The sequence below is a fragment of the Paraburkholderia sp. MM5496-R1 genome (genome assembly GCF_050436205.1).
In the GTDB taxonomy this organism is placed as follows: domain Bacteria; phylum Pseudomonadota; class Gammaproteobacteria; order Burkholderiales; family Burkholderiaceae; genus Paraburkholderia; species Paraburkholderia tuberum.
Map to the genome: position 1 here is coordinate 1,090,964 of NZ_JBNDLT010000002.1, position 25,642 is coordinate 1,116,605.

17 protein-coding genes and 3 pseudogenes are annotated in these 25,642 nt (G+C 66.6%); 8 read left to right on the forward strand and 12 right to left on the reverse strand.

Going from position 1 to position 25,642, the window contains the following annotated elements; translation table 11 throughout:
• Positions 1-59 precede the first annotated feature (59 nt).
• Positions 60-1,535: a transcription termination factor NusA gene (gene nusA, locus OKW38_RS11985; RefSeq protein ID WP_090804122.1), complete on the reverse strand. Its 1,476-nt coding sequence runs from the start codon at positions 1,533-1,535 to the stop codon at positions 60-62.
• Positions 1,532-1,990: a ribosome maturation factor RimP gene (gene rimP / locus OKW38_RS11990; RefSeq protein ID WP_006052964.1), complete on the reverse strand. Its 459-nt coding sequence runs from the start codon at positions 1,988-1,990 to the stop codon at positions 1,532-1,534. The genes nusA and rimP overlap by 4 nt, the downstream gene beginning before the upstream one ends.
• 654 nt (positions 1,991-2,644) lie before the next feature.
• Between rimP and OKW38_RS11995 the strand changes: the two are divergent.
• Positions 2,645-3,111 (forward strand): annotated as a pseudogene (locus OKW38_RS11995) (IS110 family transposase); the annotation flags it as partial.
• A gap of 302 nt (positions 3,112-3,413) precedes the next feature.
• On the opposite strand, the gene rluB reads toward OKW38_RS11995, so the two are convergent.
• The 4 genes from rluB to OKW38_RS12015 all read right to left on the reverse strand — a co-directional run bounded on the left by rluB (position 3,414) and on the right by OKW38_RS12015 (position 8,999).
• On the reverse strand, positions 3,414-5,189 hold the full coding sequence (gene rluB, locus OKW38_RS12000; protein ID WP_429336241.1) for a 23S rRNA pseudouridine(2605) synthase RluB: 1,776 nt from the start codon (positions 5,187-5,189) through the stop codon (positions 3,414-3,416).
• Between the two features lie 63 nt (positions 5,190-5,252).
• Positions 5,253-6,296, reverse strand: coding sequence for an SMC-Scp complex subunit ScpB (scpB, locus tag OKW38_RS12005; protein ID WP_429361628.1), 1,044 nt, complete (start codon positions 6,294-6,296; stop codon positions 5,253-5,255).
• A 389-nt stretch (positions 6,297-6,685) separates the two neighbouring features.
• Positions 6,686-7,906 (reverse strand): pyridoxal phosphate-dependent aminotransferase, encoded by a 1,221-nt coding sequence (locus OKW38_RS12010; protein ID WP_429361630.1) that lies wholly within the window; start codon positions 7,904-7,906, stop codon positions 6,686-6,688.
• Positions 7,907-8,096: 190 nt separating this feature from the next.
• A complete protein-coding gene (locus tag OKW38_RS12015; RefSeq protein WP_090804116.1) occupies positions 8,097-8,999 on the reverse strand; it encodes a LysR family transcriptional regulator in 903 nt (300 codons plus the stop codon).
• Positions 9,000-9,402: 403 nt separating this feature from the next.
• Here OKW38_RS12015 and OKW38_RS12020 point away from each other — a divergent pair.
• Together OKW38_RS12020 and OKW38_RS12025 are read left to right on the forward strand one after the other, a co-directional pair.
• A pseudogene (locus OKW38_RS12020) lies at positions 9,403-9,798 on the forward strand (transposase); the annotation flags it as partial.
• Between the two features lie 333 nt (positions 9,799-10,131).
• Positions 10,132-10,383 carry a hypothetical protein gene (locus OKW38_RS12025; RefSeq protein ID WP_090804114.1) on the forward strand — a complete coding sequence of 84 codons (252 nt, stop codon included), beginning with the start codon at positions 10,132-10,134 and terminating at the stop codon, positions 10,381-10,383.
• Positions 10,384-10,754: 371 nt separating this feature from the next.
• Here OKW38_RS12025 and OKW38_RS12030 read toward each other — a convergent pair whose 3' ends face one another.
• On the reverse strand, positions 10,755-11,078 hold the full coding sequence (locus OKW38_RS12030) for a hypothetical protein (RefSeq protein WP_018418368.1): 324 nt from the start codon (positions 11,076-11,078) through the stop codon (positions 10,755-10,757).
• Positions 11,079-11,343: 265 nt separating this feature from the next.
• On the opposite strand from OKW38_RS12030, the gene OKW38_RS12035 reads away from it, so the two are divergent.
• From OKW38_RS12035 to OKW38_RS12045, 3 genes are all read left to right on the forward strand, one after another.
• Complete coding sequence (locus OKW38_RS12035; RefSeq protein ID WP_429361632.1) at positions 11,344-12,063, forward strand: YdcF family protein; 720 nt, start codon at positions 11,344-11,346, stop codon at positions 12,061-12,063.
• A 199-nt stretch (positions 12,064-12,262) separates the two neighbouring features.
• A complete protein-coding gene (locus OKW38_RS12040) occupies positions 12,263-12,502 on the forward strand; it encodes a hypothetical protein (protein WP_090804113.1) in 240 nt (79 codons plus the stop codon).
• 235 nt (positions 12,503-12,737) lie between these two features.
• Positions 12,738-12,995 (forward strand): DNA-binding protein, encoded by a 258-nt coding sequence (locus OKW38_RS12045; RefSeq protein ID WP_090804111.1) that lies wholly within the window; start codon positions 12,738-12,740, stop codon positions 12,993-12,995.
• An 80-nt stretch (positions 12,996-13,075) separates the two neighbouring features.
• On the opposite strand, the pseudogene OKW38_RS12050 reads toward OKW38_RS12045, so the two are convergent.
• Positions 13,076-13,236 (reverse strand): annotated as a pseudogene (locus OKW38_RS12050) (putative quinol monooxygenase); the annotation flags it as partial.
• 492 nt (positions 13,237-13,728) lie between these two features.
• Here OKW38_RS12050 and OKW38_RS12055 point away from each other — a divergent pair.
• Positions 13,729-15,024 (forward strand): sensor domain-containing phosphodiesterase, encoded by a 1,296-nt coding sequence (locus OKW38_RS12055; RefSeq protein ID WP_090804110.1) that lies wholly within the window; start codon positions 13,729-13,731, stop codon positions 15,022-15,024.
• A 12-nt stretch (positions 15,025-15,036) separates the two neighbouring features.
• Here OKW38_RS12055 and arfB read toward each other — a convergent pair whose 3' ends face one another.
• Positions 15,037-15,441, reverse strand: a complete 405-nt coding sequence (gene arfB / locus OKW38_RS12060; protein WP_429361634.1) for an alternative ribosome rescue aminoacyl-tRNA hydrolase ArfB — start codon at positions 15,439-15,441, stop codon at positions 15,037-15,039.
• Between the two features lie 198 nt (positions 15,442-15,639).
• On the opposite strand from arfB, the gene OKW38_RS12065 reads away from it, so the two are divergent.
• Positions 15,640-16,281 (forward strand): VC0807 family protein, encoded by a 642-nt coding sequence (locus OKW38_RS12065; RefSeq protein WP_090804107.1) that lies wholly within the window; start codon positions 15,640-15,642, stop codon positions 16,279-16,281.
• Between the two features lie 55 nt (positions 16,282-16,336).
• Here the strand turns inward: OKW38_RS12065 and OKW38_RS12070 are convergent, their stop codons facing one another.
• The 3 genes from OKW38_RS12070 to recC are packed head-to-tail and all read right to left on the reverse strand — an operon-like array spanning position 16,337 to position 25,547.
• Positions 16,337-18,436: an AAA family ATPase gene (locus tag OKW38_RS12070; protein WP_429361636.1), complete on the reverse strand. Its 2,100-nt coding sequence runs from the start codon at positions 18,434-18,436 to the stop codon at positions 16,337-16,339.
• Entirely contained in the window at positions 18,433-22,158 is a 3,726-nt protein-coding gene (recB, locus tag OKW38_RS12075) for an exodeoxyribonuclease V subunit beta (protein WP_429361638.1), read from the reverse strand. Before recB ends, OKW38_RS12070 begins: the two co-directional genes overlap by 4 nt.
• Complete coding sequence (recC, locus tag OKW38_RS12080) at positions 22,155-25,547, reverse strand: exodeoxyribonuclease V subunit gamma (protein WP_429361640.1); 3,393 nt, start codon at positions 25,545-25,547, stop codon at positions 22,155-22,157. Before recC ends, recB begins: the two co-directional genes overlap by 4 nt.
• Positions 25,548-25,642: the final 95 nt, after the last annotated feature.

Sequence of the window (25,642 nt, forward strand, 5' to 3'; positions counted from 1 at the left end):
TTAGCATCGGGTCATGCGGCCTGACGGCCGCGTTCAATTCAGTGCGCCATGGTCATTTCTCACTGGAACCAGTGTTCACGTGCTTTCATGATCAACGCCTTAGCGGCATCCTCTCCCATCCCAGTCATCTCGACCAGTTCATCCACGGCCAGCTCGGCGAGTTCGTCGCGCGTCTGGATCTGATGTTCGGCCAGTTTCGCGAGCAGGTCGGCGTCCATGCCGTCCAGGCTCTTCAGGTCGAGCGCTACATTCTCGACCTTTTCTTCGTTCGCGATCGCCATCGTCAACAGCGCGTCGCGCGAGCGGTTGCGCAGTTCGTGAACGGTGTCTTCGTCGAATGCCTCGATTTCGAGCATTTCGTTGAGCGGCACGTAGGCGATCTCTTCGAGGCTCGTGAAGCCTTCGTCGATCAGGATGTCGGCGACTTCCTCGTCGACATCGAGACGCGCCATGAACAGGTCGCGCAGGACGCCACGCTCCTGATTCTGCTTCTGCGCAGATTCGTCCGGCGTCATGATGTTGATCTGCCAGCCGGTGAGCTCGCTGGCAAGCCGCACGTTCTGGCCACTGCGGCCGATCGCGACCGCGAGTTCGTTCTCGTCGACGACGACATCCATCGAATGCTTTTCTTCATCGACGACGATCGACTGCACGGCTGCCGGCGCGAGCGCGCCGATCACGAACTGGGCGGGGTCTTCCGACCATAGCACGATGTCGACGTTTTCGCCACCGAGCTCGTTGCGTACGGCCTGCACGCGCGAGCCGCGAATACCGACGCAGGTGCCGATCGGATCGATGCGCTTGTCATAAGCCACCACGCCGATCTTCGCGCGCACGCCCGGATCGCGAGCCGCCGCCTTGATCTCGAGCAGGCCCTGCTCGATTTCCGGCACTTCCATCTCGAACAGCTTCATCAGGAATTCCGGCGCCGTACGCGACAGCTCGATCTGCGGACCACGCGCGGTGCGGTCGACCTTCGCGATATACGCGCGCACGCGGTCGCCCACCCGAAGGTTTTCTTTCGGGATCAGCTGGTCGCGGCGCAGCAACGCTTCGACGCGGCCCGATTCGACGATGAAGTTGCCCTTGTCGAGGCGCTTCACCGAGCCGGTCATGATGTGTTCGCCGCGCTCGAGGAAGTCGTTCAGGATCTGCTCGCGCTCGGCGTCGCGCACCTTCTGCAGGATCACCTGCTTGGCGGCCTGCGCTCCGATACGGCCGAATTCGATTGACGGCACCGGCTCCTCGATGAACTCGTCGAGCTGAATATCGGGCTGCTGCTCGCGCGCCTCGAACAGCAAAATTTCCTGATCCGGTTCCTGCAGACCTGCTTCGTCCGGCACCACCTTCCAGCGGCGAAACGTTTCGTGCACGCCGCTTTCACGGTCGATGTGGACGCGGATATCCGCATCTTCTTCGAAGAGTTTCTTGGAGGCCGAAGCGAGAGCCGCTTCGAGCGCGGCAAATACCACGTCCTTATCGACATTCTTCTCGCGTGCCAGCGCATCCACCAGCATCAACACTTCGCGACTCATTGTTTGCGGCTCCTAAAGTCAACTTTCGGAACAAGGCGCGCCTTGTCCATGTCCGCGAGCGTGAAATCGAGCATCGCGGCCCCTTCTTTTCCTTCAAATTCCAGACCGATCGTCTCGCCTTGCGGAGCATGCAAAATGCCCCGGTACGATTTCCGACCGTCCAATGGCTTTTTCAGTGTGATAACCGCTTCGCTGCCCGCGAAACGTTCAAAATCCGCCAGTTTCTTCAGCGGGCGATCGAGACCGGGTGACGATACTTCGAGCCGCTCGTAATCGATATTTTCGACCGTCAGAACGTGCTGGAGCTGACGCGTGACTTTCTCGCAGTCTTCGATTGCGATGCCGGCTGGTTGGTCGATATAGATACACAACATGCCGCGCCCGGTGCGCTCGAGATCGACGAGCTCGTAGCCGAGTCCCACGACCGTGGTTTCAATCAGTTCCGTCAGTTGCACAGTGCCCTCTTAGATGTTCGCGCAGCGAGCCTCGCCTCTTCTGCAAACAACCAATGCGGGCCGCGCGCCAAGCCGGCGCACGTTCGTGCGAACCCGAGATGCCGAACCACGATGAACTGAGCGGCAAAAAAAAATGGGCTGAACGCCCATCATCTTATTGCCGGTGGTCGCACCTGAGCCGCACATGAAACCGTACGCCCAGCGACTTCGCGATTGTAGCCATTTTCCGGCCCAAACGCAATCCGCGGAACGCGGGGCGATGCGCATTTCCGCTTGATTTGATAGGAATCTTTCGACAATGTCGCGGCAAATCCGGGCTTTTGCAAGGTCGCCCGAGCCGTCGGGAAGGGGAGCCGGACGGGCTACGTCAACACTTTGCGGCGATGCGTCCTGTCGGTCTTCAGCGCAGTTTCGCACGGCGTTTGACGCATCGGAACGCCATGCGAACGCGGCAAACAAGAGGCGGCATAAAATCGCCAAAAACGATAAACGGCTCGGCCGGGAAGCACTCGACATTGCTAATCAGTATGCAGTATGACTCCCGTGAGGCAATGGCTGGCCCGCCGTAAGGAATCAAGCGCGGGTTAGCATTGCAGCCAGAGCAGCACAGTGCGGACACGGCCGCTCCCGGCGATTTCCGGCACGGAGGCCAGCATGGAAGACGATAGCACGCTGTGCGTCCGTCTCGATGTACACAAGGACTCGATCACAGTCGCGTATGCGCCGGGCTCGGGCGAAGTCGAACTGCTGGGCAAGATCGGTATGACGCAGACTGATATCGATCACCTGTGCAGGCGCCTGCAGTCGAAAGTGCGGCACATCTGCGTTGTCTGCGAGGCCGGTCCATGCGGCTACGGACTTTACCGGCAGTTCGTGCAGAAGGGATTCGGGTGCATCGTGTGCGCCCGATCGCTGATTCCGAAAAAACCGGGTGAACGGGTCAAGACTGAGCGGCGTGATGCGATCAAGCTTGTGCGGTCTTTGCGCGCCGGTGACCTCTCCGCGGTGTACGTGCCGAGCGACGACGAAGCGTTCCGCGATCTGGCACGGACGTGGGTGGCGCCAAAGACGACCTGAAGCGCGCACGGCAACGCGTGAAGGCCTTTCTACTCTCGCTTGGGACGAGTAAGCCGCGACCAGGCTACGCAACGGACTACTGCATCCGACTTGCGGTTCCAGATAGCGGCAGGCTCATTGGGCGGACATCTGTAGTGCGGTACCCAACCCGCGGATATCAGCTTGATCCACCGCCGAAATGTACTGCTACACCGCCCTGAGGAAATTCCGGCAACATGAATTCGAGAAACTAAAAACCCGATCCCGATTGACACCGGAAGTCATATCAGCCTGGCAGGTCATGCGAACTGCACCAAAGGGTATGGCCGTTCAACGGCCACCCCTCAAACGCGGTACAGCGCTCCGCTCAACGGCCGCGCGAGCGACCGCGCGCCGTGCCGCCGCCACGATTCGCGCCGCCCGAACCCGCGTTGCCGCCGACACGGTTGGCGTTGCCGCCACGATTGCCGCCCGGCCCGCGATTGCCGCCGCTGTCGCCGGACGCGCCGGCACGCTTGCCGCCAGTGCGCGCACGGTTGCCGTTGGGCGACGACGCGCGATTGCCGTCGACGTCGCGGCCGCGCTGCCCCCCGGCGCCACGATTGCCCACACCGACACCAGAACCAGTGCCGCCCCCCATGCCCGCGCCGAAGCCACCGCCCGCCGCGCCACGGCGACCCTGTCCGCGCGGCTGCTGCTCGAAGCGGCTGTGCGACATCAACACCGGCTCGCGGTTGATAAAGCCCATCGACGTCTGCATCGGATCCGGCTGACGACGCTCCGGCGCCGCATTGCGGCTACCGCGCTCCTCAGTCGGCGCCTTCAGGCCGACCGATGCCATCAGTGCGCGCACCTGATTGTCCTCGAGTTCTTCCCAGCGGCCGCGCTTCAGACCACGCGGCAGGGAGATCGGGCCGTGGCGCGTACGGATCAGCCGGCTGACCATCAGGCCGGCCGCTTCGAACATGCGGCGTACTTCGCGATTCCGCCCTTCGGCGAGCGCGACGTGGTACCAGTGATTCGTGCCTTCGCCGCCGCCGTCGCGGATGCGCAAGAAATTCGCCGGGCCGTCCTCGAGTTCGACGCCGTTTAGCAGCTTCTGACGCATACCCTCGGCGAGTTCGCCGACGACACGCACCGCGTATTCGCGCTCGACGCTATAACGCGGATGCATGAACCGGTTCGCGAGATCGCCCGAGGTGGTCAGCATCAGCAGACCTTCAGTGTTGAAGTCGAGACGCCCGACCGCGACCCACTTGGCGGTTTTCATCGGTGGCAGCTTGTCGAACACCGATGGACGGCCTTCCGGGTCCGCGTGGCTGACGATTTCGCCGGTCGGTTTGTGGTACAGCAGCACGCGCGGCGGCTTGCCGGCGACCTTGCGCTTGACCGGCTTGCCGTTGATGCGGACCTGGTCGGTCGGCATGATGCGCTGGCCGATGTGCGCCGGTTCGCCGTTCACCGACACGCGGCCGGCGATGATCAGCTCTTCCATGTCGCGACGCGAGCCCATGCCCGCCTCGGCGAGCACCTTGTGCAGCTTCGGCGCGTCGTCATCGGGCGACAGCACGCGCTTCGGGGCCGCTGCCTTGCCATGGCGCAGCATCGGCGCGCGTACGCCGCCAGTCGTGGTGTTGTCGGCATCGAATGCGGGCGACGTCACGTATGAGAACAGATCGTCCTGAGCTGACTCCGCGGCCGCATCGGCGCCGCGGCGATTCTGGCGCTGGCCCTCACGTTGACCTTCGCGCGGCTGACGTTCGCGCTGGTCTTCGCGTGATGCGCCCTCGCGCTTCGCACCGCCAGCGTTACGACGCCCGCCCTGTTTCGCGCCCGCGTCCTTGCGCGGCGTGCGCACCTGGGCGACGACCTCGCCGTCCGGCGGCGTTTCGGCGACGACCGGCGCGCCTTGCGCGGGCGCGCCCTCGGCTGCCTTCGTCTTCGCGCCGGCGCGGCGTCGCGCGATCAGGCTGCGCGGCCCGCGACGCAGACCGCGGCGGGGGCGCTCTTCGCCCTCTGCTTCCGCGCCATGAGCCGGGCGCTCGCCCTCGCCTGTCGCCGCTTGCGTAGTGCGTTCGTCGGTCCGCGCCGACGGCACGGGGCGCTCGGATTCGGACGAATCGGTGTCGTGGGTATGTGTCAAAACAACCTCAAAATGTCAGGTCGCGCGCGCCCGTTGCGGGCGCGGCAAAAAAGTTCGGTTACGTCAGGCGCTGCGCGACTCGGTTTCGTCGTCGGTCAGAAAACCTGCGTCCTGTGCGGCATCGCGGCGATCCTCGGGATCGTCGCGCGCCGCCTCGATCGGGTTCGGCTCGGCGGCGTGCTCCGTATTGCGAGCTGCGCCCGAGCCGTGCGCGGGTGTTGCCGGATCGGTCTGGGCGACCGGATCGTAATGCTGTGCCGAGCCGGCGACGCTGGCATGCGCTGCCGCGGGTGCCGGTTCGGGCTGTTGTTGCATGTCGTGCGGCGCGCTCGACGCGTCTGACGCACTCGACGTGCCGGCCTGCCCGGTCGCTTCCGCACGGGGCTCCGGTTCGAGCGTCGACTCGGCTACCGTCTCGGGCGGCGCTGCTTCAAATCCCGACGCAGCGTGCTGCGCCGCTTCCGGCGGAGCCGGCTCGCCAGCCTCACCTGCGATGTCGTGCCCGGCATCCTGCACCGGCTGCTGCATGCTTTGCGCGTCGCCCTCGGCAAACTCGATCGCGTGCTGACCCAGCAGATCCGCGTTCAGTTGTGCGGACGGATCGGCAAGCGGAGGCAACTCGTCAAGCGCCGTTAGACCAAGGTCGTCGAGGAACTGGCGCGTGGTCGCATACAGCGCCGGACGCCCCGGCACGTCGCGATGACCGATCACCTCGATCCAGCCGCGATCCTCGAGCTGCTTGACGACCTGCGTATTCACCGTCACACCGCGAATTTCTTCGATATCGCCCCGTGTCACCGGTTGCCGGTAGGCAATGATCGCGAGCGTTTCGAGCACCGCGCGCGAATATTTCGGCGGTTTTTCCGGATGCAGCCGATCCAGGTACGAACGCATCGCGGGCTTGCTTTGAAACCGCCAGCCCGACGCCAGCCCGACCAGCTCCACACCGCGCCCAGACCAGTCCCGCTTCAGGTCTTCGAGCAAGGTCCGAACAGTGTCCGCCGACACGCCGTCGGCAAAGAGCTTGCGCAATTCGCCGAGCTTTAACGGCTCCTGCGCGCAGATCAAGGCAGTCTCGAGGACGATCTTCGCCTCTTGGGTATTCATGCAGCTAGGTCAGACCCTGTGGTCAAAGAACCGGATCAAACAGACGATGTGGAACTGAAGACGCGCTCGCCCGATTCTGATCGGTCATATTGATGGGAGCACGCACCGGGAGGTGGCGAACAGACTTATCGAGCCAGACCCAGCCGGACGGAGCGGCGATATTCCTGAAAGGAATCGCGTGACTGAGCGCCATATTACGCAAAAACGACCGGGGCGTAAAGCCGCGATCTGCCGTGCATCTTCTGCTGCGGCGCCGACCGGTGTAGGCGCGCCCGCCCGGGTCGAGTCGAGTCGAGTCGAGTCGACAGCAAGAAGATTCTCACGATTCGCGGCTTTTCGCCGCTCGCGGTGCGTCAACACGAAGCGGGGGGGCGTACGAGGCCGCATGATCAGGCGCCGGCGTGGCGCGCCAGAAACCGCGTCAAGCGCTCGACGCCGGCATCGAGCCGCACCGTATCGCACGCATAGCACCAGCGCACGAACCCCTCGCCCTGCGGCCCGAACGCGCTGCCCGGTGCCACGCCGAGCCCGACCTCCCGCACCATCGCCTTGCACAAATCGAGACTGCGCGTCGAGCCCGGCATCGAGAAGAACAGATACATCGCGCCCAGCGGGGCCTTCACATCGACGCCGGGAACCGCCGACAGCGCGCGCACCAGATGATCGCGCGATGTCCTCAGGTCACGCACCAACTGCTGCGTAAAACGCTCGCCCTGCTGGAGCGCCGCGATGCCCGCCTGCTGCACGAACGACGGCGCGCACGACGTGTTGTACTCGACCAGCTTCGCCAGGTCGTCCATCAACGCGGTCGGCGCGACGATCCAGCCGAGCCGCCACCCCGTCATCAGCCAGGCTTTCGAGAACGAATTCACGCAGATCACGCGTTCGTCGCGTGTCGCGAGGTCGAGAAACGATGGCGCGGTGCGCACACCGGCCGCCTGGGCGGCGTCATCGCCGGGATAGTAGAGCCGCTCATAGACCTCGTCCGCGACGATCCAGATGCCGTGCCGCCGGCAGTGTTCGAGCACGCTGCGCTGGTCGTCGCGATTCATCACCCAGCCGGTCGGGTTGTTCGGCGAGTTGATCATCAGCATCTTCGTGTCAGGCGTCAGCGCGGTCAGCAATCGTCCGACGTCGAGCTCCCAGCCGCGTTCGCCGTAGCCGAGCGCGACGGTTTCGACATGCGAGCCGAGAATCTTCGGGATTTCGACCAGATTCGGCCATAGCGGCGTCACCGCGACGACGCGGTCGCCGCCGCCGACCACCAGCTGCGCGGCGAGCATCAGCGCGTTGACGCCCGCGCTCGTGACCGCGACGTGCTCGGGCGACGTCGCCCCGTGCAACTCGCTGACGTAGCCCGCAAGTGCTGCGCGCAATGGCGCGATGCCGAGATTGTGCGTGTAAAACGTCGCGCCGGCGGCGAGCGCGGCGCTCGCGGCGTCGCGAATGAATGCGGGAGTGACGCGATCGGACTCGCCGAACCAGAACGGCAGTACGTCGTCGACGCCGAAACCGGCGTTCGCGACTTCACGGATTTGCGATGGACGCAGCGCGCGTACGGCGTCGCGCGCATTCGGGATGGAGGGCACGGGCAGGTCCAATTCGCTCATCGAGGCTTCCGGGTGGGTGAAGGATAAGAGGCTCGAAGCGCAACCGCGAAGGCGTGCGCGATGAAGATGGTAGTTTAGCGCGCCGGGTAACCGGACAGCGGCGCAGCGAGTAGCGGCAGGCGGCGTGTGGGCGGCGGGCCGCGCCCGGCGCCGATCCACCAGTCGAACGGATCGCACGCGATCCCGCCCGTTAATTCAACTCCTCGGCCCGGGCCGGCAACTGGCGGATCAGATTCCACACCGCCTCGGCCGCGGGCGACAGCGACCGGTCGCGCCGCCGCACCAGTTCGACGAGGCGTTCCGCGCGCGGCACCAGCGGACGCGCGACCAGCGACGCCCCCGCCGGCAGCGGCAGCGCGAGCCACGGCAGCACGCTGATCCCGACGCCCGCCTCGACGAGCCCGAACACCGTCGCCGAATGGCCGAGTTCCTGCACCACGGTGGCGTTCACGCCCTGCGCCTGCATCACGGCATCGATGAGGGGGCGGCTGCCGGACGCATAATCGAGCATCACGAGTTGCTCGCCGTCGAGGTCCTTCCACGTAACCTGCTTGCGCGCGGCGAGCCGGTGATCGTCACGCGACACGATGCAGAACGAGTCCGTCATCAGCGTCTCGCTGAGCAGATCGTCGTCGGAGAACGGGCCGATGATCACGCCGAAGTCCACTTCACCCGACTTCACCTTGCGCACTACGTCGCTTTGCACGTCGTCGCGCAGCCCAAGCGTCACATAAGGAAACTGCTGTCCGCACGACGCGACTACGCGCGGCATCAGCCGGCACGCGACGGTCGGGCTCGCCGCGACCACCACGCGTCCGCGGCGCTGCTCGCCGATTTCGCGGATCTCGCGCAACGCGTCGTCGAGATCCCCCAGCAGTCGCGACACACTCGCCACGAGGTTGCCGCCTACGTCGGTTAGTTGCACTTCGCGCGTCGTGCGATCGATGAGCTTCAGGCCGATCTCGCTTTCGAGCTCGCGTACGCAGCGACTGACCGCCGACTGCGTGAGGCCGATTTCGGCGCCGGCCCGACTGAAGCTTTGCAAGCGCGCCACCTCGATGAAAACCCTGAGCTGTCGCAGCGTCACATTCATTTGTTTACCTCATCAATAGCGCAGCTTGATGCGCATTGTACGACCAAATACATGCGGCAAAGCACCGTCCACGCGGCCGCTGCAATGCAGCAAAAAAGCGCGAACGCACGCCGGTCGGGCTTTTCTGCCCCAGATTGGTGATTGTCCCGATTTGCGAGATGGGTTTTTTGGATTCTTATACGGCCCTGGCTGGCGCCCGCGTTGGCCCGCCGCTACGGGGCTTTCAGGCAATCGGCAGCAGATTGGCACACTTCGTGCGTTGTGAAACGCACAGGGAGGGCGCCATGATTTCCGATGGCAATCCGTGGCAAGCCCGTCCCCTTTGGCACTCGCCTATCGAGTGCGTGAAGAGTGCGCGGCGCGGGGCAGCGCACCGGAGTTAGCTTCGCTGAGGTGAAACATGATGCTGTTCGACGATTTGAGAGATAACGAATGGGCGCTGGTCGAGGCTTTGTTCTGCGCCGAGCCGGCGCGCAGCGAACGGCGTGGTCGACCGCGCGTGGAAGCTCGGGCGGTGGTCAACGCCGTGCTTTGGGTGTTGTCGACAGGCGAAGGCTGGTCCAAGTTGCCGGGCCGCTACCCGTCCCCCCCGACTTGCCGCCGGCGCTTCGACGAGTGGCAAGCCGATGGCACGCTCGCTGAAATTGTGAAACGGCTTGGCACGAGCGGCCGCGAAATCTCGCTGCGCGGCCGGATCGGCGCAACGGCCGCGAAACCGCCGGCACCGCCGAGCCGCGACCGCCTACGCGGCGCGTTCTGGACCAATCCGGAATCGTGGCGCGCGCCGGTCAAGATGGCCTGACGCTAAACTACGCGGTCACCGGGCGCCTGTAGGCGCCCGGTTTTTTATCCAGCCACTTTTCCACGATTGCGTGCGCGCCCACGACCCGCCAGCATTTGACGGTCGCCGCGAGACGCTGTCTTCTCCGCTTCGCGCGCCCCTTCGTCGCGCCTCCCGCACAACCGCCACAGCGCTCCTTGCGCGCTGCCTCAGACTGCCAAACTACCCGATAGCTCCGGGTGAAACATCCATTTACTATTAATTACAGCGTGCTTTCGTCCTCCGGCATACGTTAATACTTATGCAAACAGGCCTTGAGTCGAGGGGCTCGAGGTTGAGGGGGATTTCGGAATGAAACCAATGTCACTGGTGTTGTGCGGCATTGTGATTTCATCGATGGCCGCGCCCGCAATTGCGCAACAACGCCCGCAAGGGTGGAACTGGCGCCCGGACCGCCAAGCCACGCTGGAAGCGTGGCAGCAGAGCGAGGCCCATAATCGCGACTTCACGCCGCCGACGCCGCGTGGCGATCTGCGCGGCGATATCGCCAGCAATGTGCGGGCTCGGCCCGATGCGCCGCGTGAGGATCAGCGGCGGCGTTGATTTGCCAAGTCGTCGCTCCGACGGCGCGTCGCACGACGCGGTGCCCACTATCTTGCATTGCGCACTTACGATCGGGGAACCACCGGACGCGGCACCAGTCTGACTCAACGCCATTAGCACAGCGTGGCAGTAGTAATTCCGGTATGCCCGTATCTTCGTGATACGGGCTTTTTTTCGCCCTCGAGGCGTTGATGGCATGAAAGGCGCGCAACGGCAACGACCTGCGCGGATCGCGTCGCCGCCTTGTCGATGGGAAGCCGAGATTCGCCCGCGGACGCGCACGGCGACCGGTCGACGTCAGCGACGGCCCGCCGAGGGGCGACAGGCCCGGGCGGACAGTGACTCAGTTCAGGTAAGCGATGAACCTGGAGCTAAGATCTGACTTCGGCTGTCGCGGCGGACTGCGGTTCGGCCGCGCCGAGAACATAATCGTTCATGCGTTGCGCTGTCCATGTGAGCAGACGCTCGTCGTGCTCGAGCCGCGCAAACTCCGCTTTGCCCCGTTCGGTGAGCACCGCGATGTCGACGGGAGCATGAAAGCCTGGCGCCGGTGCGACGGTTCGCTGACGAACGGTGTCCATCAGCCCCAGCGCGCGAAGATATTGGAAGACACCCGGCCTTCTGGCCCAGGGAACCTGACGATATTGCGCTCGCCGCAGCGCTTCAAGTACCGCTTCGTTGGAATACGTGGTCATCTCACTTCTTTCTTAAAGTGCAGCTATGACACATTCATGCCCACGCGTCACTGCGCCACCGGCGACGCGCGTAGCACCCGCGCCTGGTCGGAAGCTCGCCGCCTGTCTGACGGCGGATTTCCGCCAGGTGCTGCCTGGTCTCGTTTTCGGAACCCCCGTCAGAACGGCATGTTAGCGTTCTCTCCATGAACCGACGATGCAACCGCCGCGGCGCGATGGCAGGCCCGTGGATTTGTCCCGAAAGACATACGTTACCCCATTTAAATTGATTCTATTCACTTTATTAGCGCTTTTTTTTGCAGCAATCGTGCTATGGAAACGTGCGCGCCGGCCGCTCATCTTCTGCATGATCGCGCTGTTCTGGCTGCTCGCGGCCGGCTGGCTAACCGCGCCACTGCTCGATCTGGCGCAGCCGCAACGACAGAGCGCCACGGCCGCCACCTTCGCGCCACGCACCGCGATCATCCTGCTCGGCGGCGGCACGGTCTACGACCACGACCATGTGCTGGTGCCACCGCGCGACGTACTCTCGCGCATCGAGGTCAGCGCGCAGAACTACGCGGCCTGCAAGCGCACGGCGAGCACGTGCCGGGTGATCGTCAGCGGCGGCAATCCGCAGCGGCATAGCGCGACCGAAGCCGACACCTACCTGCCCTATCTGCTGCGTCAGCAGGTGGCGCGCTCGGACATCGTGCTCGAACAAAGCAGCCGCACGACCTATGAGAACGCGCGCAACGTCTCGGCTATTGTCGGTCAATCACATTACGACACGTTGATACTCGTCACCTCCGCGTATCAGATGCCGCGTGCGCTGCTCGATTTTCAGCGCTTCGGCGTCGAGCCGCAGCCGCAGATTTCGAGCGCGCGGCGCGCGCGGATCGGCGTGCTGCCGCGCTTCGCCAATCTCGTGGCCGCGGAGATAGCGTTGCATGAGCTGATCGGCCTCGCGCAATTTCACCTGTATCGCGCGATCGGCTGGTTCTAACGAACGATGTAGGCCGCTGCGCTCTGGCACTCGAGGACCTCGCGGTTTATTCGACCAGCGTCCAGTTATTACAAAACGTAACAAGTGTTGAGCACGGTTACAAAGCCATCGGCTAGAGAAGAGTTTGCTCGATAGAATGCATTGTCTTTCCCACTGGACAGGCAATACTCGGGTCCACCACCATTCTACGGAGGTAACGATGAAGAAAGTGTCCATGGCGATCCTGGTTTCCTTGTGTGCCGCAGCCGGCGCGGCTCACGCGCAGGACAACGGCATCACGACGAGCACCGATCCGGCGAAGGCCGCCGACGTCGAGCAGCGTGCGCAAGATTTGCAAAACCGCGAGCAGTCGATGGGAAGCGCACCGGCCGCGCCGGCCAAGCATCACAAGATGGCTCCGCATCATCCGAAGAAGGGTGCCGACGCGTCGGGCACCTGAACGACTTCGCGGATCTCGCCTCGCGGCCTCCTCGTGAAGGTGAAAAAGCCGAAGCTGGCAGCGCCGGTTTCGGCTTTTTTTATTTGTGCGACCCGCTCGCTGTTGGCAAGGCACTCCGAGCGCGCACCGGCCCGGCAAGCCGCCGGCGCTCTGCTCTCTGTATGCTAAAGTCGCGCACCGACCGGCGAGCCGCCGGCATCCCCTAACCCGTGCGCACCCTGGTGCGGAGGACAGCATGAGCAACATCCAGCTTGATATCGAATGGACCGAAGCAGCATCTCGCAAGATCGAAAAACTGATGCCGCGTGGCGGTCAGGAAGCGTACCTCGCCCTGCCGCCTGTCGAATGCCTGCCGATGGAAGGCGACGTGCTGTTTCTCGGCCCGGCTGGCAAGCAGGAGCCGTTCATTGTCGCGGAGCGCCAGTATCACCATGACGGCGACGCCGACTGGACCATCATCCTGATTCTCGATGTCCCGCAAGCAACCCACTGACCGCTGACGGCGCGCCGGCGGCCTCGGGGCCGCCCCACCTGTCCAGCGTGTCCGCGCGCCGCTGACGCCCGCGCCCGAATTCAGGCGATCTTCGACACCACGCGAATCTCCGCGTGCTCGATCCAATCCGCGGCCGCCTTCTTATAAGCCTGGATATGCGCGGATTTCGCATGCGCCGCGAGCGCATCCTGGCTTTCCCATCGCTCAATGACACGAACCGGCGCGGCTCCTGCACGTCGCGCCAGAATCCGCCCGGCAGAGCAGTGCCAAGCCCGCCGCCCGAATGGCCGCATCAGCGCCTACAGCGGCACTAGCACGTGAGCACCGTCGGCCTGGAGTTTGGCGGGCGACCACCGGGCGCCCTGCTACCCTCGGCGTGGTACGGTAACTCATTGCGATTGGGAATCGGTGTCGCGCGTGGCAAGCGCGCGGGACGCTCCGACGCATTACCGCAACGGATTGCCGCACGGCCGTAGGCAGTCGTTTTGCAGACAATTTTCGCGCCCATGCGTTTGTGATAACCCGCACATTGCCGCGCGCTGCGAACTGCTAGACTCATTTTGACCAATTCGCCGGAGTCCAGCGTGGCTGGCACCGCCCTCCGTGTTCGCGGGACGCATTCGTTTCGTTCCGGCGACGCTCCGGGTGTGCGAGCGCTACGCGCCGAATGGGTTTGCGCGCCCCTTCATTCCCTTGCCGCAACGATCCCATGTCAGCTTTCATGCCCGCTTCTATGCCATCCGTCAGCGAATTGACCGTGAGCGGCCTGCTCCCGCACCTGGTCCGCGGCGAGTCGGGCTGGACCGCGACCTGGCGCGCGTTGACATTGCACAGCGTGTTCCAGCCGGTGCTGTCGGTCACGCATCAGTGCGTGGTCGGCTACGAGGGGCTGTTGCGCGCGTTCGATCCGGTCGGTCTGCCCGTCTCGCCCGAAGTATTGTTCTCCGGCACGCGCTCGGCCGCCGAAGCGCGCGAACTCGATCGCATCGCGCGCTGCCTGCATGTGGCGAACTTCATGGAGCAAGGCATCAGCACCGGGTGGCTGTTTCTGAACACGCGCCCGCAGGTGTTCGAAACCGGCTGGCCGCAGCGCGCTTTCATCGACGAGTTGTCCGCGCATTTCGGGCTGCCGCAGGAGCGCATCGTGATCGAAGTGCTCGAGCAGCCCGCCGACGATGAATCCGCCGTCGCCAGCATGCTCGCCGCCTCGCAGCCGCGCGATTTTCTGATCGCGATCGACGACTTCGGTACCGGCTTCTCGAACTTCGATCGCGTGTGGCGCTTCCGCCCCGACATCGTCAAACTCGACCGTTCGCTCGTCGCGCGCGCGGGCAAGCGCGAGGGCGACGAATCGATGATCAGCCATCTGATCGCGATGCTCCATCAGTCGGGCACGCTCGTGCTCGCCGAAGGGGTCGAAACCGATGAAGAGCTGATGATCCTGATGCAGGCCGACGTCGATTTCGTGCAGGGGTTCTGGTTCGGTCAGCCAAAGAGCAGCGTGCTGGCCGCCTGCACGAAGGTGCCTGAGCTCGTCGCGTCGATCTGGAGCAAGTTCGCCGAATACGAGCGTGCGAACGCCGGCCACCAGCGGCTCGGGTTCGAGGGCTTCGCGGAAGCGGTGCTGGCCGCCGCCGACACCTACAAGGCGACCGGTGACCTCGAACAGGCCGCGCAAAAGGTCTGGCATCTGCCCGAAGCGCGCCGCGTGTTCCTCACCGACGGCCTGGGCGAGCAGACCCAGCCTTCGGTGACGGCGGCGTCGGTCCCGCCGCCTCCGAAGCGGCTCGCGCCGCTCTATACGGAGACGCGCAGCAACTGGTCGCGTCGCGCGTATTTCCGGCACGCGCTCGCGGCGCCAGGCCGCGTCGCGATGATGGGGCCGCATTATTCGCTCGCCGATGGTCAGGACTGCTACACCGCGGCGATCGCGTTCGAGCGCGACGGCACGCACGTGCTGTGCGTCGACTTCGTGCCGGAGGCGTCGCCGCCGGATGTGCGCACCGGCAGACGCGGCGCGAGACGTTAGCGACCCACGCCGCTACTCGTGCATGCGGCCGCGCCCCGACTTGACCTCGCTGCGCCTGGCCTTACTGTCGAGCCGCTGCAGGTTCGACGCGCGGGTCGGCCGCGTCGCGACCCGATGCTTGCGGGTCACGCTGACGCTTTCGATCAGTTCATCGAGCCGCGCGAGCGCCGCCGCGCGGTTCATCTCCTGGGTCCGATGCTCCTGCGCCTTGATGATCACGACGCCGTCGCGCGTGAGCCGGTGGTCGGACAGCGCGAGCAGACGCATCTTCAGCACTTCCGGCAGCGACGAGGCGCGCACGTCGAAACGCAGATGGATCGCGCTCGACACCTTGTTGACGTTCTGACCACCCGCCCCCTGCGCGCGCACGGCGGTCAATTCGATTTCGTTGGGCGGGACCGGATAGCGGGATGTCATGGGTGGTCGGGAAGGAAGATGCGTCAGTGTACAAGCGCTCGACGCGAAATGCCCGAACTCGCGGGAAGGCGGCGGAGCGCCCGGTGCGGCGCCCGGCGCCACCGGCGCCACCGGCTCGCGAACGCTACGAAAAAAACCATTTGCGTCGGCCCGACCGGTTCATCGATACTGGTTCTTTCGCTTACGGCGTAAATTCATATGAAAATCCGTCCCGGTTTCGTGCTCGAACTGGCCGTCAACTTTCTGCTGCCGTGGCTTGCTTACCGGCTCGCGTTGCCGCGGGTCGGCGAGACCGGCGCGCTAATCGCGTCCGCCGTGCCGCCGCTCGTGTGGAGCGCGATCGAGCTCGCGCGCTTCAGGCGCGTCGATGCGCTCAGCGTGATGGTGGTGGCGGGCATCGTGCTGTCGGTCGCGGCCATGGCGCTCGGGGGCAGTCCGCGCATGCTGCTGTTGCGCGAGTCGCTGGTGTCCGGCGCGGTCGGCGTCGTGTTCCTGCTGTCGCTGCCGATGCGTCGTCCTCTGATCTTCTACCTCGCGCGCGCGACGGTCGCGCGCGAAATGGAAGGCGGCGCCGCGCATTTCGAGGCGCTATGGCGCGAGCGCCCCGGTCTCGCCACCGCGATGCGAACCATGACGCTCGTGTGGGGCATCGGGCTGACCGCCGAAACCGCGCTACGCGCGTGGATGGCGCTGACGTGGCCGATCGAACGCTTCCTCGTCGTGTCGCCGTTTATCGGCTACGGTATCTACGCGGGACTCGCGCTGTGGACACTGTGGTATCGCAGGACGATGCGCAGCCGCGTCGAGGCCATCGAGCGGGCGAGCGGGGTTGCCGGTTGAGCGCCGCTCGCACCACAAGTCCGCCACTTCGCTCTTTCTGCCTGCTGCCGCGCGATCAACGCGATGCTTCGGCAATCCGCGCGGCCAGCCCCGAATCACGCTGCGTCGGCGTCGCGATCGCCTGCGCGAGCACGGCCCGCGCGCCGATCACCTCGACACGTTCGCGCGCGCGAGTAATCGCCGTATACACGAGCTCACGCGACAACACCCGGCTGAACGCCGACGGCAGCACCAGCACCGCTTGCTCGAACTCCGAACCTTGCGACTTGTGGACCGTCAGCGCGAACGCGGTGTCGTGCGGCGGCAGCGCGGCCGGCGACACCGCGCGCACACCGCCGTCGCCGGTGCGGAAGTACACGCGCAGCGCGCCGCCCGCGCCCGGCAGCGCAATGCCGATGTCGCCATTGAACAGACCCAGCGCGTAATCGTTGCGCGTCACCATCACCGGACGTCCGGCAAACCACTGCGCGCCGACCGCGAGCGTGACGCCCGCGGCGCGGCGCACCTCAGCCGCCATCGCCGCGTTGACCTGATCGACGCCGCGAGGTCCGAGCCGCGTCGCACAGAGGATGCGGAAGCGGTTGAGCGCGTCGAAGAGCGGCACTGGATCGGGCATATCGACGGCGAGCGCCCTGGCAAGCGCGTCGGCGTACGGCGCGAAGCCACCGGCAAGTCTTGCGGTGGTGCGCTCGGCCAGCGTCGTGTGAGCGTCCTCGTGCAGCGCCGCGGCGCAGACCTCGGTCGGGTCGATCTGCAATACGTCGAGCGCCGCGCTCGGTGAGCCGTTGCGAATCGCGACGGACAAACGGCCGATCGGCGACTCGAGGCCGAACCGGTAATTGCGCTCGAGCCAGACGACGCAGTCCGCGAGCGGGTTGCGTTCGATCGCCGATCGCTTATCGCGATCCGCCTGCTCGCCAGTCGCCGATGTCACGCCGTCACCGAACGGATCGCCCGACGCGGGTGGCTCGAAGGTTTGCGGCGTCTCGGGCGGCTCAAATAAATCGTCCAACGGTGCTTCATCGACTTCACGCAACGCGCGCGGCAAAGCCCGCGCGAGCCGCGCCTCGTCGATGTCGAGCGCCTGCGCGACCCATTGCAATCCGCGCGCGCTCAACGCCGGCCGCGCGCTGAGTTCGGCGAACACCGCGCCGGCTTCGACCGCGGCGAGCTGGTCCTTGTCACCGAGCATCACGAGCCGCGTTTGCGGCCCGATCGCGTCGAGCAGATGCGTGGCCATCGCCACGTCGATCATCGACGCCTCGTCGATCACGACCACGTCATACGGCAACGGATTATCGCGATGATGCCGGAAGCGCCCGCCCGGCCCCGACCCCAGCAAGCGATGCAGCGTGTACGACGTCTGCGGCAAACGCGCGGCGAGTTCGGGCGGCAGCTCGCCCGCGCGCGCGAGCAACGCTTCCTGCATCCGTTGCGCCGCCTTGCCGGTCGGCGCCGCCAGCGCGATGCGCAAATCGGCCCGCGCATCGAGCAGACACGCAAGCACGCCGACCACGGTCGTGGTCTTGCCGGTTCCCGGGCCGCCGCTGACGATCGTCAGCCGCCCCGACAGCGCCATCACGGCCGCGACGCGTTGCCAGTCGACGTCGTCGTCTCGCGGCGGACCGAAGTAGCGCAGCAGGCGTTCGCGCAAAGCGGCGGGGGCGGTGTCGGCGTCGGCCTTCGCGGTGCTCGCCTCGCCCGTCGCATGCGCGACCAGGGCGTGGGCCAGGCGCCGCTCGTAGTCGTAGTAGCGCGCGAGATAGAGACGCCCCTGCGCGTCGATCACGAGCGGGCGCAACGCCGCCGCGCCCGCCGCGCCCGCCGCGTCCGCTGCGCCCTCGCTTGCCATGCCGCTCGCGAGCAGCGCCGCGCGCACTTCGGCGCTCGACGCGTCGAAGCGGCGCGCGAGCGTCGCGAGCGGCACGCACACGTGCCCTTCGGCGGTCGCGCGGCTCGCGGCGAAGGCGCCGCGCGCGGCCCACTTCACCACCTCGGTCGATGCGCCACCGCGCCGCGCGAGCATGCCGATACGGCGCGCGAACCCTTCGGCCAGCGCGATGCTGAAATCGGCCGGTGCGGGCAGGTTGACGCCGATGTCTTCGAGGCCGAGCGGCGCGGCCGCGCGCTCATCAAGCGTGCCGGGCGTGCTCATGCGCCACCTCCGATCATCGCCGCGTCGAGCAGCGCCACCAGTTCGAACGGCGCACGCCGCCTGTGCACACCGGCGGCGCCGTCGACATCGCGCCAGTCGGGCCGCACGCCGCGCACGAACAGATACAGGTAGCCGCCGATATGCGTGTCGTATGCATAGTCGCGCACGCGCGTCTTCAGATAGCGATGCAGCGCGACCGTATAAAGCAGCGCCTGCAGGTGGTACGCGTGACTCGTCATCGCCGCTTCGAGCGGCGCGGCTGCGTAGTCGGCGGCGCTGTCGCCGAGATGGTTCGACTTCCAGTCGACGATCCAGAAGCGGCCGTCGTGCTCGACGATCATGTCGATAAACCCTTTGACGAACCCGCGCAGCACGCCGGGCTCCAGCGCGACGTCGGGATAGCCGTATTCGATCAGCAGCTCGCGCAGCGCCGGAAAATCCAGCGACGGGGCCGCGAACAGAAACTCGAGTTCGTTCAGGCGCCGACGCGGATCGAGCCGCGCGAGCGTCATGCCCGGCACGAGTTCGGTCGAGACGACGTCGGCGATCATCCGATGCATCATCGCGGGCAAGCGCACGGCGAGCTCGGGCGCGGCCGGCGCTGGACGCTCGCGCAGCGCGCCACGGATCGCGTCGGGCCAGGTGCGCGCCTCGGTGAAATCGGCGAGTTCGAACATCCGATGCAGGCAATCGCCGGCCGCCGCGCCGCGCGGGAACCCGAGGATGTCGTCGTCGGCATGCGCCGGGGCGCTCGACGCGGCGAGCGGCGTGAGCAGCGGCGCGGAGGGTAGCGCATCGGCGATTTCATCGTGGTCGGGCCGCACGTCTTCCTGCGGCGCGTGCACGTGCGCATCCGCGCTCCTGCCGCCGGCCGCGATCAGCCCGCTGAAACTTGCCATGCGCCACTGATCGCGCAACGGCCGCCGATTCGCGCGCGCGTGCAGATGCGCGCCCTGATCCCGCAGACTTTCGAGCGGCACGCGGCGCGTCACTTCGGGCAGCGCCCGCAACGTGACCGGTCCGCCCGCGAGCGCCTGCCAGCTCGCCGCGAGCGCGGCTTCGTCGGGCGGCTCGGCGAGCCAGGCGTCGAACGTGTGGCCGCTGCCGCCGACGAGCCAGTTCAGCACGCTGCGCCGCGACTCCTTCGTCGAGCGCGACGACAGATACGTGCCCGCGACCAGGTAGCAGCGATACACCGCGCGCGTGAGCGCCACATAGACGAGCCGCGCGCGTTCCGCCGCCTGCTCGCGCACCGCGTAACGCGAGGCGCGCTCGGCTTCCTCTTCGTCGCAACCGTAGTGCAGCACCGCGTCGCCGCTGTCGTCGTGATACTCGCGCGCATCGGGCAAGCCCGACGAGGGCGGCTCGCGCAAGCCGCCATCGTTCAGAAACGGACAGAACACGACCGCGTATTCGAGTCCCTTCGATTTATGGACCGTGACGATCTGCACGAGATTGCGATCCGACTCGAGCCGCAGTTGCGCCTCGTCGCCGCCGCCCTGCTCGCGCTGCGCGGCGAGCCAGCGCAAGGTAGGCGCGATGCCGGGCTGGGTGGCCGCGCGCGCCTGTACGAGCTCGGCGAGATGGTTCACGTTGGTCAGCCGACGCTCGCCGTCGACACCCGCGACGAGCCGCTGCGCGACGCGCAGCTCGCGCACCAGCGTGCGCCACATCACCGCGAAGCCGCGTTCGTGCCACAGCATCCGGTAGCGCGAAAAACGCTCGACCCAGCCCATCGCGTCGGCGACGTCGAGCGCCGGCGCGGGTTCGTCAACAGCCTCGGCCGCGGGCGCATCGGCGACCTGCGTGAGACGCCACAGCGCGGCGGCATCGAGCCCGAGCCAGTCGGTGGCGAGCGCGGCGCGCAGGCGACGCAGATCGCCGGGCGTGTCGATGGCGGCCAGCACGCGCTCGATCTGCTCGGCGTCGAGCGTCGCGAACACCGACGCCTGCGCAAGCTCCACGCTGCCGACGCCCCACGCCGCGAGCACGCGTTTGACGAGGCTGCCCTGCTTGTGCGTCTGCACGAGCACGGCGATATCGCCCGGTGCGAGCGGCTTGTCGCCGATCGTCACGACACCTTCGCGCGCCCCTCGCAAAAGCCGCACGATCTCGGCCGCGCACGCTTCGCTCGCGGCGCGCTGCGCGCTGCGTTTGTCCAGCGGCGTTGCGCCGCGCGGCAACGTCCAGATGCGGAAATCGCCGCCGCTCGCGTCGGGATCGGTAAACGGCGCGCGGCGCCGCTCACCCGCACGCACTGGCTGATAGTCGAGCCCGTCGAGCACGAACGCCTGGCGGTTCGCTTCGAAGATCCGGTTGCACGCCTCGACGATCGGTGCGGTCGAACGCTGGTTGACCGCGAGCGTGTAGCACGCGGACGCCGACTCGCGCGCCGCGAGATACGTATGCAGATCCGCCGCGCGAAAACTGTAGATCGCCTGCTTCGGATCGCCGACGAGGAACAGCGGTCCCGCCGGCGCGAAGATGCGGCTGAAGATCGCGAATTGCAGCGGATCGGTGTCCTGGAACTCGTCGATCAGCGCGGCCGGATAGCGGCTACGCAATGCATCGGCGAGCCAGGCATGCGCGGCCAGTGCGCGATACAGATTCGCGAGCAGATCGTCGAACGATACAACGCGGCGCGTGCGCTTGCGCGCCACCAACTCGGCCGGCGCGTAGTCGAGCCATGTCTGCACCAGCGCGAGCCAGCGCGCGCGCTGCGCGGCCTCGGCGGCGACCACGGCCGCGGCCAGCGCGTCGGCATGCTCGAAGAACGGATGTGCGGGCGGCTCGAACTTGACCTTGGTTGCCTTCTTCAACGCCGACGCCGTCAGCTTCAGCGCGGCGCGCGGCGGCGGCGCATGGCGATCGCCCTGCGCGAAGTAGTCGGTCCACGCGGCGATCGCGGCGCTCACGTGATCGGGCTTGTGCGTGGTCTTGCTCAGGCGCTCCTGTGCCTCGGCCAGTAGCGCGACGATCGCGTCGCGTTCGGCCCGCCAGATCGCGCACGCGACATCGAAGCCGGCCTGCTGATCGGCGCTTGCGCCGGCCGCGTCGACGCCGCCCCAGCGCAATTGCGCGAGCGGCTTTTTCAGGCGCCGTGCCAGTTGCTCGTCGAGCGACGCGGGACCGGCGCGCTTGGCCACCAGCCACGCGGCGAACGCCGGATGCGCATGCGCGACCGGCTCGACCTGCTCGCGCCAGAAATCGGCGGCGAGTTCGAAACGCAGCGCCGCGTCGTCGGCTTCCATCTCGAACGCGAATGGCATCGCGGCCGCGAACGGCGCTTCCTGCAAGGCGCGCTGACAGAACGCGTGGATCGTGTGGATCGCGGCCTGATCGAACGTGCGCAGCGCGCGGCGCACGACCTTCAACGCGGCCTCGCGCTCGATACCGCGCTCCGGCGCGAGCGTCGTTTCGAACAGCCGGCGGATGAACGGATCGTCGCCGTCGTCGTCCATCTCGATCGCGCGGTGCAGTTCCGCGAGACGGCCGCGTATGCGCTCGTGCAGCTCCGCGGTCGCGGCCTTCGTGAACGTGACGACGAGAATCTGATCCGCGTTCAGGTTCTTTTCGAGCAGCAGCCGCACGTACAGCGCGCAAATGTTCCACGTCTTGCCGGTGCCCGCCGACGCTTCGATCTGGTTCACGCCGTCGAGCGGACATGCGAACACGTCGAGTTCGTCGGCGGCGAGGCTTTGATGGCGCAGCGCGTCGCTCATGAGGCGCTCCGCAGATGCTGGATCAGTGGCTTGAAGACGATCGCGGCGAGGCTGCCGAACGGTTCGTCGAGCGTGAGCGGTGTGCCGCGCAGCGCGATGCGCAACGCGGGGTCGTCGGATTCGCCGCGCACGCGGTCGTTGACCCATACGCCTTGCGCCGCCGATTCGCTTTCGCTGAGCCGCGCCCATGCGCTTTTCGGGAAAAAGCGCAGCGGCAGCCGGCGGCCGGCATTGAAGAGCGCAGCCAACGGCGCGAGTTCGTCGAGCGGAGCCGCGACGGGCGCGAGCTCGAAGCTCTCGCCGCTGCCGTGCCATACGGTGCGGCGCGGCCCGTCCGGCTGCGCCGCGCAATAGACCAGATGGGCGAGCCACGCGGACAGATAGTCGCGCGCGCTGGCTTTGGCATAACGAAAGATCACTTGTCCCGTTCCGGTCAGCAGGTTCAACGTGCCGCGCAAATGCAGCGGCGTTTCGGCGGACTCGCGCAGCAGCGCGTCGTAGTCGCCAAACAGGGAGACGGCGCTGTCGGTGCCAGCGCCGCCTTGCGGCCAGCGCGGCGAGACGTCGAGCACGAACGGCAAGCGCTCGACGCCCGCGGCCACTTCGCGCCGCACGCTTTGCGCCAACTGCCGCAGCGCGGACAGCTCGCGCGCGCGCCAGACCGCACCGGTCGCGCCGCCGGGCAACTCGGGGCTCGCCTCGGCGACGCGCTGCACGCGGCTATAGATCACCTCGTCGTCGGTGCCGGCGTCTAGCAGGACCGGCAGCAGGCGCTCGGCGAGTGCGTCGCGGCCCGCATAGTCGAGATCGAACGGCTCGGTGTCAAGCAACTCGCCCTGCGCATCCGACAACGCGATACCGAGCCGGTCGCGCAGCAGTGCGCGCGCCGGATGACGCCAGAAGCGCACGAAGTCGTCGAACGCCACCTCGTGCATGTCTTCCGGCGGCAGCGGTTGATCGAAGAACGGCGTGGCGGCGGCATGCTGCGGTTCGGCAAGCAGCGTGGCCAGCTCGGCGCGATTGGCGTCGTAGGTGAACAGGTCGGGCTTCGCCGCGAAGTAGTCCGACGCGAACGCCTGCAACGGATGCTCGACGATGAACTCGCGCCGCGCGCTGTCGACCACGGCCGGACTCGCGTCCTCGCCCGCCGACACCTGCGCGAGATGATCGAGCAGTTCATCGACGAGCGCGGCCGGCGGCAGCGGCGCGTTATCGCGAATGCTGCGGCCGGTGTAGGCGATGAAGAGCCGCTCGCGCGCGGCGAGCAGCAGATCGAGGAACAGATTGCGCTCGTCGTCGCGGCGCTGACGGTCGCCGGCCTTACCGAACGCGGCCATCAGATCGAACTCGTCGGCATGCGCGAGCGACGGCAGCACGCCGTCGTCCATGCCGAGCAGGCAGACCACGCGGAACGGCAAACCGCGCAAGCTCGTCAGCGAAGAAAACGTCACGCTGCCCCACGGCACGCCGCCGCGTGCGGGGTCGTCGAGCGCTTCGGTGAGCGCGGTGCGCACCACCGACGCCGGCAGCAACACATCATGCGCGCCGGCCTGCATCGCGGCGCTCATCGCATCGAGCGCGTCGCGCACGGCCGCGAGCGAATCGGCGAATTCGACGCCGCCGTCGAAGCACTGCCCGAGCGTTTCGAGCAGCAGTTGCGACCAGTCGGACGGCGTGCGCTCGATCGCGCAGCTCGCCGCGAAGCTGTCGATGTCGTCGACGAAACGCGACAGACGGCCGAGCAGTTCAGCATCCGAACCGCCCGCGCCTTCGACCGGCAGCCACGCATCGACCGGCTCGCCGCCTGCCGGCATCGCGTAGCCGAGGTACAGGCGCGTCAGCGCATCGGCGAACGTATGACGCGCGACCGGCACGTGTTCACCCAACGGTTCGAGCGGCGCGAGCCCGCGCCGCGCGCCGGCGGCCGCGAGCCATTCCTGCGCGGCTTCGAGCGAATTCGCATCGATGCCGTAGCGCACCGCGACCGCGTCGACGCGCAGCCATTCGATCAGATCCGGCGCGCCGACGCTGCTCTCGGGCAGCGCGAGCCAGTCGAGCAACAGACGCGCGACCGGATTGGCCTGCGACGGCGGCAGGCCGGTAATGCGGTACGGAATGCGACGCGTGTCGCCGGCGGGCGTGGTGCCGAACACCGCATCGATCAGCGGACCGGCCGCCGCGAGATCGGACACGGCGACCAGCACGTCGGGCGGCTGTAGATCGTCGAATTCGTCGAACCAGCCGAGCAGGCGATCGTGCAGCACTTCGAGCTGCCGGGACAGGCTATGACAGACGTGCACCTCGATACCGCGCTCGATAGGCAACTCGTCGGCATCGGCCTCATTGCGCAAAGCGAGAATGCCGTTCTGCACGGCGGCGAGCCAGCTCGGCTCCGGGTTTTCGGTGAAGTCGCCGGTCTCGGCCGATGCGGCGCTTTCGGTCAGCTCGTGCAGCATATGCAGCTGCGCCTGAGTCTGGCGGCCCCATTCGGCGAGCAGCGGATGACCGACTTCCTGATAGTCGAGCTGCCCCGCCGCGTCGAGTGCCTGCACGCGCCCTTCGCTGACCACGTCGAACCAGAACTCGCGGCACGGGTTCATCACGTACAGACGCACGTCGATCCAGCGCGACAGCGCGCGCAGCAACGCGATATGCAGCGGCGGCATGGTGGGCAGCGCGAACACGCTGACCGCCTCGGGCCATCGCGCGTTCGAGATCGCCTCGAGATCGAGCGCCGCGATTTCATCGAGGAACCGATACGCGGGCGGCAGCGCGGCCGCGGATGTTTGCGCATGACCGCCGGCCTGCGCGAGCTCGGCGAGCACCGCGCGCCACAGCGCCGCCTGCCAGCGCTCGTCCTCGCGCGCCGCGTCGCTCGCGCCGGTCAGACGCGGACCGGTGTCGTCAGCCGCGCCGCTCGCGAAGATCGAGCCGCCCTTGTGCCATTGCAGCAGCCATTCGGGGCGATAAGTCAGATAGTGATCGAGCACGGTCGCGACGCGCCGCGCGAGTTCGTAGCGCATCGACGCGTCGGCCGCATCGAGATAGGTGCGCAGACGCGGCGACGCGTTCCACGGCAGCGCTTCGTCTGAGTCGTCGAGCAGCCGGTAGCAGCGCCACACGAGCCGGTCCGGCGCGAACGGCGAATGCTTCGGCACCTCGATCACGCCGCCGATCTGCGCCCACAGCCATTGCGCGAGATAACCAAAGTTAACGTTCGCGCAGATGCCCTGGCGCGCGGCGATATCGAGCTCGAGCCGCCGGCGCACGGCCGCGCTCGGCACGATCACGGGCCGCGCGGTCCACGGGTCGGACGGCGCTTGCGCGAGGTCGCCGAGCAGCGCGCCCACCAGCGTTTCGTAGCGGTTCGAGTAGAAGAGCTGAAGCATGGATTCCAGATCACATTTGGCACGCTGATGGCCCGCGAACGATGCGCACGAGCCACGGCGGACATTGAAGCGACAGCATAACAAACCCATCCCCA